We start from the raw sequence: 13,580 nt of genomic DNA, 5'->3' as shown, positions 1-13,580 counted from the left end.
GTCCTTGTGCGAATCAGGCGGCCGGTACCAGGCCGTAGGCAGCCAGTTGCTCGACGCTGCCGCGATGCTGGATCAGTCGCGGGTCGTTCAGCGGCAGGCGCTGGCCCAGTTCGCTTTCGAGGATAGCCTGCAGCTTGGCGTTGTCGACCTTGCCATCGGCATCGATCGCCGGCTTGAGCTTGGCCGGATCGACCTGCGCGGTAGTGCCGCCAGGGTAGTAGATGGCGCCGGTCGCGAAGTCGATGCCAAAGGCGATCAGCCCCGGGATCACGTAGAACAGGATGCCGATGGCGTCGAGGGCGGCGACCACCGGGTCGATCTTGCCTTCGATCTGGCCGCGGCGGTCTGGATAGAACAGCGTGCCGCAGGCCGTCAGCTGGGTCAGCAGGGTGGCGACTAGAACGCCACCGATGACACGGGATGGGATGCGCATGTAAATCTCCGATGGAAAGTCGCAACGATCGCGGCAAACGGCCGCTATCGAACATTATGACCATGATAGGTCCTGGCCGGTTCGCCGTTATACTCGGCGGCTCGTTCGAGGACCACCATGATTTCATTACCAATCGATGCCGTATTGCCCGCGCTGCGCCAAGCGCTCAGTAGCCGCCACGAAGCCGTGCTGGAGGCGCCGCCCGGCGCTGGCAAGACTACCCGCGTGCCGCTGGCGCTGCTCGATGAGCCGTGGCTGGCGGGGCAGCGCATCGTCATGCTCGAGCCGCGCCGGCTGGCTGCACGGGCGGCAGCCGAGCGGCTGGCCAGCGAGCTGGGGGAGAAGGTCGGCGAAACGGTCGGCTACCGGATTCGGCTGGACAGCAAGGTCGGCCCCACTACGCGTATCGAAGTGGTCACCGAAGGCATCCTCACCCGCCGCCTGCAAGCGGATCCGGCCTTGGAAGGCGTTGGCCTGCTGATCTTCGATGAATTCCATGAGCGTTCGCTGGATGCTGACTTGGCGCTGGCGCTGAGCCTCAATGGCCGCGAGCTTTTACGCGACGATCCGCCGCTGAAGATCCTGCTGATGTCGGCGACCCTGGAAGGCGAGCGCCTGTCACGGCTGCTTGATCAGGCACCGGTGGTTAGCAGCGAAGGACGCATGCACCCGGTGGATATCCAATGGGGGCGGCCGTTTCAGCCCGGTGAGTTCGTCGAGCCACGGGTAGTCGACTGCGTGCTGCAGGGGCTGGCCGAGCAATCCGGCAGCCTGTTGGTGTTCTTGCCCGGGCAGGCCGAGATCCGCCGGGTGCATCAAGCTCTTCAGGACGCGCTAGGCGAGCGGCCAGACATCCTGCTGTGCCCGCTACATGGCGAACTTGACCTCAATGCACAACGGGCTGCCATCGAGCCTGCGCCCGCAGGCCTGCGCAAAGTGGTGCTGGCGACCAATATCGCCGAGACCAGCCTGACCATCGATGGCGTGCGGGTGGTGATCGACGCCGGCCTGGCGCGGCTGCCGCGTTTTGATCCGGGCAGCGGCATGACCCGCCTGGACACCCAACGCATTTCCCGCGCCAGCGCCACCCAGCGCGCTGGACGGGCTGGGCGGCTTGAGCCAGGCGTGTGCTACCGCTTGTGGTCCGAGGCCCAGCATGAGCAATTGGCCGCGCACGGCAGCGCCGAGATCCTCCAGGCAGACCTGGCAGGCCTGGCCCTGCAACTGGCGCGCTGGGGTGTGACACCCGAGCAACTGCGCTGGCTCGATCAACCACCGAGCGCCGCCTACGCCCAATCGCAAGACCTGCTGGCGCGCCTTGGTGCGTTCAAGCCCGGCAGCCGCGACAGCCTGAGCGAGCATGGCCAGGCGATGGCTGAGTTGCCGGCCCATCCGCGCATCGCCCATCTGTTGTTGCGCGGCCAGCACCTTGGCCTGACCGATATGGCCTGCAATGTTGCCGCATTGCTCGGCGAGCGCGATATCCAGCGCGGCGGCGGCGCCGACCTGCATACTCGACTGGCGCTGCTCAGTGGCGAAAGCAAGCTGACACGAGGCGGCCAGGGTGGGGTACAACGTGCTCGTCAGCTGGCTCGCCAATACCGTGGCCTGCTGCGTGGCAACCCGGTCACCCCTGTGGCTGACCCTGAGCATCCGCGCTGGCTGGGCGCCTTGCTGGCGCTGGCGTATCCGGACCGGGTCGCCCAACAACGGCGCGAAGGCGGCGCCGAGTATCGCCTGGCCAACGGCCGCGCCGCGCTGTTTGCTGAAGTCGATGGGTTGATGAAGTGCCCATGGTTGGTGATTGCCGATCTGGGCAGCCGCCAGGGCCAGCGCGAAGAGCGGATCTACCTGGCGGCCGAGTTCGATCCTGGCTTGTTCGAAGAGGTGCTCGCTGAGCAGGTCGAAACCCTCGATCTTCTCGACTGGGATGAGCGCGAACAGGTGTTGCGCGCCGAGCGTCAGCGCAAGGTCGGCGAGCTGGTGCTCAGCCGTGAAGCGTTGCCTGGCCTGAGCGACGAGGCTCGGGCGCAGGCCTTGCTCGGCTTGGTCCGGCGCAAGACCTTGGCGCTGTTGCCGTGGACGCCAGCGCTCCGCCAGTGGCAGGCCCGCGTTGCCTTGCTACGCCAGTTGGATTTGCACAAGAGCGTGGAGAGTGAATGGCCAGATCTGTCTGACGAAGCGCTGCTCGCGAGTCTTGAAGACTGGTTGCAGCCTTATTTGGGCAAGGTCTCGCGGCTGAGTCACTTCGCTCAGTTGGACCTGTCATCGATCCTGCGCAACCTGCTGCCCTGGCCGCTGCCGCAACGCTTGGATGAGTGGGCACCAGAGCACCTCAATGTGCCATCGGGCTCCAACATCCGCCTGGACTACAGCGAAACCCCACCGATTCTGGCCGTGCGTCTGCAAGAGCTGTTCGGCCTGGCCGACACGCCGCGCATCGCCCAAGGCCGCCAGCAGGTCAAGTTGCACCTGCTGTCGCCCGCGCGACGGCCGGTGCAGGTGACGCAGGATCTGGCCAACTTCTGGCGCACGACCTATGCCGAAGTGAAAAAAGACCTCAAGGGCCGCTACCCCAAACATTACTGGCCGGATGATCCCTTGGTCGCGGAAGCGACGGCACGCGCCAAGCCCCGCGGCCGCTGAAAATCAGCTGCGGGAACCTTGGTATTGACTAATGGGAACGGACGATCAAAAACTCAAGCGGTACACCATCACCGATGGTCAGGTGGGCCATTTTTTGCTCGGAGACATGTTCGATTTTCACCTGGTGACCCTGATTATCACGGATCAGGCAGCGCAGCTCATCCTTGGACCATTCCACCGGCTGCAGCTTCCAGTAATCTAACTCGTCTGTCTGGTCGTACAGCCCCAGGTAGCCATTGTCGCTGATACCCAGCTTGCGGCGGCTGTTGGAGGCCAGAGCGACCTTGAAATGCAAGCGATTCTCGCCTCTTGAATGGAATCGAAAGAGAAACAACGAAGGACCTGCGCTGCCGCCGACCTTGAGCCAGCCATCGTCGACATGGATATCGACGCCAAAGCTCAGGTCGTGATGGGTCTTGAAGGGGTGGACTGGGTAGCGTTTGCCATCCTCTAGCAAGTAGATGCTGCCGATAAAAGACTGACCATCGGCCCAGTGGTTGCTAGGTTGCGGTTCGTTCATAGCCTGCGTCCCTGTGGATGAATGTCGCCACGGTAGACGAGGGACATGCAGGGCAGCAGGCTGAACGATTTCTCCGGCGGGCTGCTTTTCCTGGGCAGCGCTGATTGGCTTAGCGCGCTTTGGGCAAGACCAAACGTGCGGTGATCGGCAGATGATCGGAGATCTGCAGCGTATCTGCCTGCAGCACACGCGCCTCCAATCGCTGCAGGCGTGGACTGTGCAGCAGGTAGTCGAGCGTGCGGTCAGGTCCGCTCACGGCCGGGTCATTGGGGAAGTGGGTGAGCCAGGCGTCGCGCTCGGCGCCGCTGGCTTCGGCATTACTGGGGATCATCGGGTACTTGTCCCACAGCAGGTGCAGGTCGCTGTCGGCCGGGTAGTTACCGCGCTGGGCCGGTGGCAGGCGACGGTACTGGCCCAGCGGCAACAGGTTGAAGTCGCCACCAATCAGCCAGGGGGTGCCCTGGGTTTCCAGGCGATCGAGCACTTTGCTGACGTGCGCCACTTGCCGTCGTTGCAGGTCGCTGCCTGGCCGGTAGGGCGACAACCGCGTATTGAGCACCGCCAGACGGCCGCCATCGGCCAGCGGCAGATAGCTGACTAGCAGGGCCGGTTGCGACTCCAGCAGGCGGGCCAGGGCGTTACTGGCGGTATTGGGCAATTGCAGGCGCTCGGCCTTGGCGATCGGGTACCGGCTGAGGGTTGCCAGGGTACGGCCGACGCTGCCGGCGATGTGCCGGTCGGGGACGAAACCGGCTTTCCATTCATCGGTCTGCACCGCGCAGGGGTACAAGTCGGCCAGACGCTCGCGCAGCAGGGCCAATTGATCCTGGTAGTCGCTGGCCTTGGCGTCCTTGTCCAACTCCTGCAACAGGACGATATCGGGCTGTTCGGCGCGGATCACGCGCGCCACTTCATCGAGGTTGAACGCCAGGTCTTCACGGGTGGGGCGGGTGTCGCTGCCGCGGCCTTGGTCGTACCAGAACACATAGCGCTTGCCGGCCAGGTACTGGACGTTCCAGCTCATCACGCTCAAGGTCTGCCCGGGCTGCAGCGGCTGGCCAGGGCCTTGGCAGGCGACTGCCACCGATTCGCGGGGGGAGGGCTGCCAGCTCAGGTGCTCAGCGAGCAGCCAGAGCAAGGCCAGCATCAGCAGCAGGAACAGCAGGACGTTGCGCAGTAGTCGGGTCATCGGCTCGGCTTGTCGGTGCGGATCGCGCCAGCATAACCGAGCCGTTCGTCGCCAGGCCAGTTCAAGCGCCGGCGTCGGCTTCCAACAACATGAAGATGCGGAACAGCACCACGCTGCTGAACAGCTGCAACAGGCCGCTGAGGCTGTCCATGGCCAGTTGCACGCCAGGTTGCGGCTGCGGGAAGGCCATCATCAGCAGGCCGTCGAGCAGCCACACCGGCGCCAGCGAGGCGAACACGCAGACCAGGATGCGCATGAAGTGCCCGGTGGTCATGCGTGCGCTCTCGCGCATCGACTGCACCACGGGCAAGCCGCGCAGCACCAGCAGGTATTCGGCGAACACCAGGTTGATCATGATCCAGATGCCGGGAAACACGAACAGTGCCAGGCCCGCCATGATCAGCAGGGTACTGATCATGATCAGCAAGGCCAGCTGCGGCCACAGCTGCAGGGCGCGGGCGAACAGGTTGCGCTTGAGGATGTCCTGGCCCTGGGTACGGGTGTCGAGGTAGAGGATCAGCGCCGCGCTGTACAGCGGATACAGCAGCAGGCTGACCAGCATGCCGTAGGCCGGCGACGCCTGTTCGCCCATCTGGCGGTACAGCAGCTGGGTGAGCAGGGCCTCGAGCACGATCAACGGCAGGCAGAGCTGGATGATGCTCGCCAGGTGACGGCGGAAAAAGTACAGGGAGTCGCGCAGAACGCTCAGCGGATTCATCAGTCAACATCGCATGGCTGTAAAAGCAGGGGCGTAACTTTAGCCCACTCAAGGCCTGGCTGAAAAAAGTTTCACGCGTCCGCTGATTGAATCCCGCGCCTGCGCCCCCCATCTTTGACGCTGTCCGATGTCCCGCTTGCCCGCACGAGGTAGCCCATGAATACTGAAGAACAAACCCTGATCGACGGCCTGTTTGGCCGCATCAAGCAAGCCGAAGACCCCAGCCAGCCGCGCGACGCCCAGGCCCAGGCGTGCATCGAGGAACATGTGCGCCAGCAGCCGGCGGCGCCTTACTACATGGCCCAGGCGATCCTCGTCCAAGAGGCAGCGATCAAGCGCCTCGATGAGCAAAACAAGCAGCTGGAAAACGAACTCAAGCAGGCCCGCGCTCAGCTCGAGGCCAGCCGTGGGGCTAGCAATGGCGGCGGCTTCCTGTCGAGCATCTTCGGTGCCGGTAGCCGCGCACCTGCCCCGCAACCGCAACGCTCTGTCGCACCAGGTGCCAGCGCTGGTGGCTGGCGCGAGCCGTCGGCACCGGGTTACGCGCAAGCGCAGCCACAGCAGGCTTCGGCCTTCAACGCCGCGCCCGCGCGCAGTGGTGCCAGCAGTTTCCTCGGCGGCGCCATGCAGACCGCTGCCGGGGTCGCGGGTGGGGTCTTGCTGGCACAAGGCCTCAGCAGCCTGTTCAACCATCATTCGCAACCTGAGGAAGTGGTTGAAGTGATCAAGGAAGAGCCAGCCCCGGCCAGCGATTCGGGCGGCTGGAATGACCAGGCCGGCCAGCAGCAGGTGGCCGACAATGGCGGCTATGCTGGCGATCAGGGCGGCTTCATGGACAGCGACTACGGCAACGACGACGGCGGCTTCTTCTCTGACGACGACACCTTCGTCTGAGGCCTCTGGCATACTGCTGGGCTTGTGGGGTTGCACGCCAACCCCTTTCTCGCAGGATTACCCAAGGGTTGTGTGGTGAAAAAGATCGCGCTGTTCGCCGATGTGCAGAACCTCTACTACACCGTCCGCCAGGCCCATGGCTGCCATTTCAACTACACCGCACTGTGGGCCGAGGTCAGCCGCCAGGGGCAGATCGTCGAGGCGGTGGCCTATGCCATCGACCGCGGCGACAGCAAGCAGCAGCAATTCCAGCAGATCTTGCGCAACCTGGGCTTCGAGGTGCGCTTGAAACCCTACATCCAGCGCAGCGATGGCTCGGCCAAGGGTGACTGGGACGTGGGTATTACCCTGGATGTGATCGAGGCGGCGAGCCGGGTCGACCAGGTGGTGCTGGCCTCGGGTGATGGCGACTTCGACTTGCTGCTGGAGCGAGCGATCCAGCGCTATGGGGTCGAGGCTGTGGTGTATGGCGTGCCCGGGCTGACGGCGTTGTCGCTGATTCGCGCGGCCACTGACTATGTGCCGATCGAAGGCTCGCTGCTGCTGCGTCATTGATTGAGCACGCTATCGCGGGGCAAGCCCGCTCCCAGGCAGAGCCAACTTGGCGTGGGAGCGGGCTTGCCCCGCGATAGCGTCAGGCCAGACACCGCAGGTCTCAGCTCTTTTTGCCATTGCCCGCGAGTTGCTGCAACGGCACCCGCCGCTCCACCGCACTTGAAAGAATGATCGAGGTCTTGCTGAAGCCCAGCTGCGATACCCGATTGATCAGCGCCTCCAGCTCACTCATCGACCCCACTGCCGCCTGCATGATCACGCACGGATCGCCCGTGACCCGATGACACTCAGTGAGCTCGGGAATCCGCGCCAGCTCATCGTAAGCCTGCTGGTTGCCATGGCTGGCCAGGCGCAGCTCGATCACGCACTGGATCGGCAGGCCGATCTTTTCCAGGTCCACCTTGGCCGTATAGCCGGTGATCACCCCGCTGGCCTCAAGCTTGGCCACCCGCTCGGCCACCGCAGGTGGTGAAAGGTTCACCTGTCGCGCCAGCTGCGCGTAAGTGGCCCTGCCGTTTTCCAACAGGGCGGCGAGGAGCATGCGGTCGTACTTGTCCATGACGGGTTTCGCTCGTTTCAAGCAATCAACGGCAAAGGCAGCAAATAACCATTCATTGCAAAGTGTGTGGGTGATTTAAACGTGTTTTGTAACTTAAGTTTGCGCAAGGCCCTTTCTAAACTAAGTCACCCGTAAACGGATTTCGAGTGTTTTCCCCATGCCTGCCTCCCGTCGTGTTCCCTGGTTGCTCATCGGTGCCTTTCTTGCCCTGTATCTGGTCTGGGGCTCGACCTACCTGTTCATCCGCATTGGCGTCGAATCCTGGCCGCCGATGATGATGGCGGGGATTCGCTTCGTGATCGCCGGCAGCCTGTTGTATGGCTTTTTGCGCTGGCGCGGGGTGCCGGCGCCAACCTGGCCGCAATGGCGCGCGGCCGGGGCGATTGGCTTTTTGCTGCTCAGCTGCGGCAATGGCGGGGTGACCCTGGCCGAGCATGCGGGCGTCGCCTCAGGAGTAGCAGCGCTGGCGGTGGCCACGGTACCGCTGTTTACCCTGGTGTTCGGTCTGTTGTTTGGCCATCGCAACTCGCGCCTGGAATGGGCGGGCATCTGCCTCGGATTGGCCGGCATCGCCATGCTCAACCTGGGCTCTAACCTGCAAGCCAGCCCGATGGGCGCGGCGCTGATCCTGTTTGCCGCCGCTGCCTGGGCGTTTGGCTCGGTATGGAGCAAGAGCCTGCCGCTGCCCCAAGGACCGATGGCCAGTGCAGCCGAGATGTTGGTTGGCGGCGCGGCGCTGCTGATTGGCAGTGCGGTCAGTGGCGAACGCTTGACCCAGATGCCAACCGCTGCTGGCTGGGGCGCGTTGGCGTACCTGGTGTTGTTCGGCTCGATCCTGGCCTTTAGCGCCTACATGTACCTGCTCAAGAACGTACGCCCGGCGGCGGCCACCAGCTATGCCTACGTCAACCCAGCCGTAGCAGTGCTGCTCGGGATCGCCTTCGCCGGTGAAGCCATTGGCGCCGAAGAATGCGTGGCGATGGCGGTGATCATCGGCGCGGTGGTGCTGATCGGCCTGCCGCAGTGGCGCAAGGCGCCCGAGCAGCCGGCGCCGCTGAAGGGCGAAATGTGCAAATAGGCCCGCGTCTGTGGGGCTGCGGGTGCGGCCCTATCGCGACACGAGGGTACTGGCGCAGGTAAACTGCCGCCTTCGCTGAACCCCCTGACGGTATTGCCATGAATTTCGCCAAACTCGGCCTGATCGAACCTTTGCTGCGCACCCTGCAGCAGCTGGACTACACCACCCCAACCCCGGTCCAGGCCCAGGCCATCCCCGCCGTACTGGCCGGTCGCGACCTGATGGCCGCGGCCCAGACCGGCACCGGCAAGACTGCAGGCTTTGCCTTGCCAGTGTTGCAGCGCCTGGCGTTGGAAGGTGAGAAGGTCGCCAGCAACTCGATCCGCGCCCTGGTGCTGGTGCCGACCCGCGAGCTGGCCGAGCAGGTCCATGCCAATATCCAGGAATACGCCGAGAACCTGCCGGTTTCCACTTATGCGGTCTACGGCGGGGTGAGCATCAACCCGCAGATGATGCGCCTGCGCCGGGGTGTCGATTTGCTGGTGGCCACCCCCGGTCGCTTGCTCGACCTGTTCCGCCAGAACGCGGTGAAGTTCGGCCAGGTGCAGACCCTGGTGCTCGACGAAGCCGACCGCATGCTCGACCTGGGCTTTGCCGAGGAGTTGCAGTCGGTGTACGCCGCGCTGCCGCGCAAGCGCCAGACCCTGTTGTTCTCCGCCACCTTCTCCGATCAGATCCGCATGCTCGCGGGCCTGGCCCTGAATGATCCGCTGAGCATCGAAGTCAGCCCCCGCAATGCCACCGCCAGCACGGTCAAGCAGTGGCTGGTGCCGGTCGACAAGAAGCGCAAGGCCGACCTGTTCTGCTACTTGCTGCGCAAGCAGCGCTGGAGCCAGGTGCTGGTGTTTGCCAAGACCCGTAATGGGGTCGATCAGTTGGTCGAGCGCTTGCTGGGCGAGGGGGTGAATGCCGATGGCATCCATGGTGATCGCCCGCAAGCGACTCGCCAGCGCGCGCTGGACAGCTTCAAGGCACGCGAGATCCAGGTGCTGGTGGCCACTGATGTCGCTGCACGCGGGCTGGATATCGACGATCTGCCGCTGGTGGTCAACCTCGACCTGCCGATCGTCGCCGAAGATTATGTGCACCGCATCGGCCGTACCGGCCGGGCGGGCAACAAGGGCGAGGCGATCTCGCTGGTGTGTGCCGATGAAGTGCAGATGCTCTCGGCGATCGAGACCCTGATTCGCCAGACCCTGCCGCGCCATGAAGAGCCAGACTTCATCCCAGATCACCGGGTGCCGATGACCGATGCCAGCGGGCAGGTGATCAAGAAGCCGAAAAAGCCCAAGAAGCCCAAGGAAAACAGCGCCAAACGCGGTTTGGGCAAGTGGATGGACAGTACCGAGTCGGGGACTTCGGCGCCGACCGTCAAGGCGGTGCGCAAGGTGCCGAGCTTCAATGGTGGGCCGCGTAAGCGTAAGCCTTGAGATCCGGCCCATCGCAGGCTCCCTCAGCGCCTACAGAGGGTGGTGAAGCAGCAGTGTGTCAGTGCAGGACCCTTCGCGGGCAAGCCCGCTCCCACAGGGGCTTGTGCTGGTAGGGCGGGTTTAGTTGTGTCAGTGCCAGCCAGCAACGGCAGGTGCTGACACAACCGGGAAGTGGCTCCACCCGAAGCCGGTGCTGACACAACAAAACAGTTGATACACCAGCAATCCCTGTGAGAGCGGGCTTGCCGGCAGGTTTAGTTGTGTCAGTGCCAGCCAGCAACGGCAGGTGCTGACACAACCGGGAAGTGGCTCCACCCGAAGCCGGTGCTGACACAACAAAACAGTTGATACACCAGCAATCCCTGTGGGAGCGGGCTTGCCCGCGAAGAGGCCGTTCCTGGCACCCTCGGGGCAGGGCCTTGCTTCTAGGCTTGCTTAAGCCAATCCGCTGCCGCCCGACCTGCGCGCAGGCCGCTGGCAAAACATGCGGTCAGCAGATAGCCGCCGGTCGGCGCCTCCCAGTCGAGCATCTCGCCTGCACAGAACACCCCTGGCAACTGGCGCAGCATCAAGCCCTCATCCACCCCTTCAAAGCGCACCCCACCGGCACTGCTGATCGCCTCATCCAGTGGCCGCGCGCGCAGCAGTTCGATCGGCAACGCCTTGATCGCCGCGGCCAGTGCCTGCGGATCGGCGAAGGTCGCCTGATCGGTCAGCTCACGCAACATCGCCGCCTTGACCCCGTCGATCCCCAGCTGGCTGTGCAGATGCTTGGCCATCGAGCGTGAGCCGCGAGGCTTGGCCAGGGCCTGGGCGATTTTGTCCACAGGCCGGTCAGGTAGCAGATCCAGCAGCAGCGTACCTGTGCCTGCGCGATTGATCGCTTCACGGACCTGCGCCGACCAGGCATACACCAAGCTGCCTTCCACGCCTTGCGCAGTGAGGATGAACTCACCCTTGCGCGCAGCACTGCCGGGAACGCTCAGGGCAATGTTCTTCAACGGTGCGCCGGCGAACTTGTTGACCAGCAGTTCGCTCCAGCCCGCAACTTCAAAACCGCAGTTGCTCGCTTGCAGCGGTGAGATATCCACAGCCCGTTCGGCCAGCAATGGCACCCAGGCGCCATCGGAACCCAGGCGTGCCCAACTGCCACCACCCAGCGCCAGTACTAGTGCATCGGCGCGCAGGTTCAACTCACCCTGTGGATAAGCGATCCGCAGCGATCCATCATCGTTCCAGCCCAGCCAGCGGTGGCGCGTGTGGATAACTACCCCGCTGTCGCGCAGGCGCTTGAGCCAGGCGCGCAGCAGCGGCGCGGCTTTCATGTCGCAAGGGAATACCCGCCCTGACGTGCCAACGAAGGTTTCGATGCCCAGCCCGTGGATCCACTGGCGTAGCGCCTGGCCATCGAAGTCGCGCAGCAGCCCATCGATCTCGCCGCTGCGCTCGGCGTAACGCGAGACGAAGGCCGGGTACTGCTCGGAATGGGTGATGTTCATGCCGCCGACCCCGGCCAGCAGGAACTTGCGCCCCACCGAAGGCATGGCATCGAACACCTGCACCGTCATACCGGCCGCAGCCAGCGCCTCGGCGGCCATCAGCCCGGCAGGGCCGCCACCGATCACGGCGACAAGGGGAGGGGAAGCGGGGCGTAGTTCAGGCATGGAGGGCGGCAGGCTGTGGAAAAGAGCTGGCATTCTACCCCAGCGCACCCCGTCGAAGCACTGTGCAAAAAATGACCACTCCTTTGTAGCTCAGGCAGTTAGCGGTCTGTAGCCGCTTTCACTCAGGTTATCCACAAGCGGTTCCACAGTCATTGTGAACAACTGATGACCTTTGCCGCGCTGTGATGAAGGATACCGTGGCGTTTGGCTAAGGCTATGCGGTCCTTGCTGTAGCCGCCGCCGATGACGCCGACTACCGGAATGTCGCGGCCCAGGCAGTGGCGCAGCACGCTTTCATCGCGAGCGGCCAGGCCTTCATCGGTCAATTGCAGGTAACCGAGGGCGTCGTCCTTGTGTACATCGACACCGGCGTCGTACAGCACCAGGTCAGGCTGGTACAGCGCCAGCAGGTAGTTCAGTGCATCATCCACCACCTTGAGGTACGCCGCATCGCTCATGCCTCGCGGCAGGGGGATGTCCCAATCGCTGTGGGCCTTGCGCGCCGGGAAGTTCTGTTCGCAGTGCAGCGACACAGTGATAGCTTCAGGGGTGTCATGCAGGATCCGCGCGGTGCCATCGCCCTGGTGCACGTCACAGTCGAAAATCAGCACCCGATGCACCCGCCCGGCTTCGAGCAGGTAGCGGCTGATCACGGCCAGGTCGTTGAAGATGCAGAAGCCGGCGGGGTGGCCGTAGTGAGCATGATGCGTGCCGCCTGCAAGGTGGCAGGCGATGCCGTCGCGCAGGGCCATTTCGGCGGTCAGTAGCGAGCCGCCAACGGCGCGCACGGTGCGCCGGGCCAAGGCTTCGCTCCAGGGCAGGCCGAGACGGCGCTGGTCTTCGCGAGACAAGTCGCCGCTCAGGTAACGCTCGATGTAGTCGCGGTCGTGGGCCAGGGCGAGGATGTCGTTGGGGCAGAGCTCTGGGCGCAGCAAGGCCTGGTCCGTGGTCAGGCCGGTGTCGACCAGGTGGTCGCGCAGCAAACGGAACTTGTCCATCGGAAAGCGATGCTCGGCGGGAAACTCCGGGCTGTAGTCATCGTGGTAGATCAGCGGCAACGGCATGGTCGGTTCGCGGTAAGGTTCAGTGCTGATAGTGCCAGTTGGGTTGTTTATGCGCTATTGCTGGGGCCGCTGCGCGGCCCTTCGCGGGCAAGCCCGCTCCCACAGGTACACCGCCGCTCTCAAGATTGGCGCGGTACCTTGTGGAAGCGGGCTTGTCGGAGCGCCGAACCGCCGCGAAGGGCCGCAAAGCGGACCCAATTTCGCCTAATCTAAAGCGTGTAGGACAAACACCCGGAGCTCACTCGATGACGCCAATTCTTCACCTGGAAAGCGCCCGCCTGACATTGCGCCAATGGCACGATGACGACCTGCGCGAGTTCGCTGCGATGTGCGCCGACCCGCAGGTGATGCGTTACTTCCCGGCGCCGCTGACGCGCCTGGAAGCGGCCGCGCTGATCGGCCGGATTCGCGGGCATTTCAATGAATACGGCTTTGGCCTGTGGGCGCTGGAGCGCAAGGACAGCGGCGCCTTCATCGGCATGACCGGCTTGCTCCACGTCAATTTCGACGCCCCGTTCGGCCCAGCCGTAGAGATCGGCTGGCGCCTGGCACGGCGTCACTGGGGGCTGGGCTTTGCCAGCGAGGCGGCGTGGACCTGCCTGCGTTGTGCTTTCGCCCAATTGCGCCTGGATGAGGTGGTGTCGTTCACTAGCCAGAGCAACCTGCCATCGCAGAAAGTCATGCAGGCGATCGGCATGCTGCACGACCCGGATGGCAGCTTCGAACACCCCCGCCTGCCGCCCGGCCACCCCTTGCGCTCCCACGTGCTGTACCGGATCAACCGCGCGCATTGGCAACAAACCCTGCGCGGCTGAATGGCTGGGCATGCG

Annotated in this window: 13 protein-coding genes; 6 read left to right on the top strand and 7 right to left on the bottom strand. The window is 64.1% G+C overall.

Going from position 1 to position 13,580, the window contains the following annotated elements; translation table 11 throughout:
* Positions 1 to 13 precede the first annotated feature (13 nt).
* Positions 14 to 433, bottom strand: coding sequence for a periplasmic Zn2+ metallochaperone PmcY (gene pmcY / locus HU737_RS19350; protein WP_186556694.1), 420 nt, complete (start codon positions 431 to 433; stop codon positions 14 to 16).
* A gap of 117 nt (positions 434 to 550) precedes the next feature.
* Here pmcY and hrpB point away from each other — a divergent pair, with 117 nt between their 5' ends.
* Positions 551 to 3,079 carry an ATP-dependent helicase HrpB gene (gene hrpB, locus HU737_RS19345; protein WP_186556695.1) on the top strand — a complete coding sequence of 843 codons (2,529 nt, stop codon included), beginning with the start codon at positions 551 to 553 and terminating at the stop codon, positions 3,077 to 3,079.
* 28 nt (positions 3,080 to 3,107) lie between these two features.
* Here hrpB and HU737_RS19340 read toward each other — a convergent pair whose 3' ends face one another.
* From HU737_RS19340 to HU737_RS19330, 3 genes are all read right to left on the bottom strand, one after another.
* Positions 3,108 to 3,599 (bottom strand): hypothetical protein, encoded by a 492-nt coding sequence (locus HU737_RS19340; protein ID WP_186556696.1) that lies wholly within the window; start codon positions 3,597 to 3,599, stop codon positions 3,108 to 3,110.
* A 109-nt stretch (positions 3,600 to 3,708) separates the two neighbouring features.
* A complete protein-coding gene (locus HU737_RS19335; RefSeq protein ID WP_186556697.1) occupies positions 3,709 to 4,788 on the bottom strand; it encodes an endonuclease/exonuclease/phosphatase family protein in 1,080 nt (359 codons plus the stop codon).
* A gap of 61 nt (positions 4,789 to 4,849) precedes the next feature.
* Positions 4,850 to 5,506 (bottom strand): YciC family protein, encoded by a 657-nt coding sequence (locus tag HU737_RS19330; RefSeq protein WP_186556698.1) that lies wholly within the window; start codon positions 5,504 to 5,506, stop codon positions 4,850 to 4,852.
* A gap of 156 nt (positions 5,507 to 5,662) precedes the next feature.
* On the opposite strand from HU737_RS19330, the gene HU737_RS19325 reads away from it, so the two are divergent.
* The gene (locus HU737_RS19325; RefSeq protein WP_186556699.1) at positions 5,663 to 6,400 is read left to right on the top strand and encodes a DUF2076 domain-containing protein; all 738 of its coding nucleotides are present in this window, start codon (positions 5,663 to 5,665) and stop codon (positions 6,398 to 6,400) included.
* 75 nt (positions 6,401 to 6,475) lie between these two features.
* A complete protein-coding gene (locus HU737_RS19320) occupies positions 6,476 to 6,955 on the top strand; it encodes a LabA-like NYN domain-containing protein (RefSeq protein WP_186556700.1) in 480 nt (159 codons plus the stop codon).
* Positions 6,956 to 7,055: 100 nt separating this feature from the next.
* On the opposite strand, the gene HU737_RS19315 is transcribed toward HU737_RS19320, so the two are convergent.
* Entirely contained in the window at positions 7,056 to 7,514 is a 459-nt protein-coding gene (locus HU737_RS19315; RefSeq protein ID WP_186556701.1) for an Lrp/AsnC family transcriptional regulator, read from the bottom strand.
* Positions 7,515 to 7,671: 157 nt separating this feature from the next.
* Between HU737_RS19315 and yedA the strand changes: the two genes are divergently transcribed.
* Positions 7,672 to 8,592 carry a drug/metabolite exporter YedA gene (gene yedA / locus HU737_RS19310; protein ID WP_186556702.1) on the top strand — a complete coding sequence of 307 codons (921 nt, stop codon included), beginning with the start codon at positions 7,672 to 7,674 and terminating at the stop codon, positions 8,590 to 8,592.
* Between the two features lie 98 nt (positions 8,593 to 8,690).
* The gene (gene rhlE1 / locus HU737_RS19305) at positions 8,691 to 10,022 is read left to right on the top strand and encodes an RNA helicase RhlE1 (protein WP_186556703.1); all 1,332 of its coding nucleotides are present in this window, start codon (positions 8,691 to 8,693) and stop codon (positions 10,020 to 10,022) included.
* A gap of 425 nt (positions 10,023 to 10,447) precedes the next feature.
* On the opposite strand, the gene HU737_RS19300 is transcribed toward rhlE1, so the two are convergent.
* Together HU737_RS19300 and HU737_RS19295 are read right to left on the bottom strand one after the other, a co-directional pair.
* Positions 10,448 to 11,686: a TIGR03862 family flavoprotein gene (locus tag HU737_RS19300; RefSeq protein WP_186557728.1), complete on the bottom strand. Its 1,239-nt coding sequence runs from the start codon at positions 11,684 to 11,686 to the stop codon at positions 10,448 to 10,450.
* A gap of 149 nt (positions 11,687 to 11,835) precedes the next feature.
* Positions 11,836 to 12,750: a histone deacetylase family protein gene (locus HU737_RS19295; RefSeq protein WP_186557729.1), complete on the bottom strand. Its 915-nt coding sequence runs from the start codon at positions 12,748 to 12,750 to the stop codon at positions 11,836 to 11,838.
* Between the two features lie 245 nt (positions 12,751 to 12,995).
* Between HU737_RS19295 and HU737_RS19290 the strand changes: the two genes are divergently transcribed.
* On the top strand, positions 12,996 to 13,565 hold the full coding sequence (locus HU737_RS19290; protein WP_186557730.1) for a GNAT family N-acetyltransferase: 570 nt from the start codon (positions 12,996 to 12,998) through the stop codon (positions 13,563 to 13,565).
* Positions 13,566 to 13,580 lie beyond the last annotated feature (15 nt).

This window comes from Pseudomonas urmiensis, from assembly GCF_014268815.2.
Taxonomy (GTDB): Bacteria; Pseudomonadota; Gammaproteobacteria; order Pseudomonadales; family Pseudomonadaceae; genus Aquipseudomonas; species Aquipseudomonas urmiensis.
The sequence above is the reverse complement of the archived record's forward strand: the minus strand, read 5'-3'. Positions and strand labels throughout refer to the sequence as shown.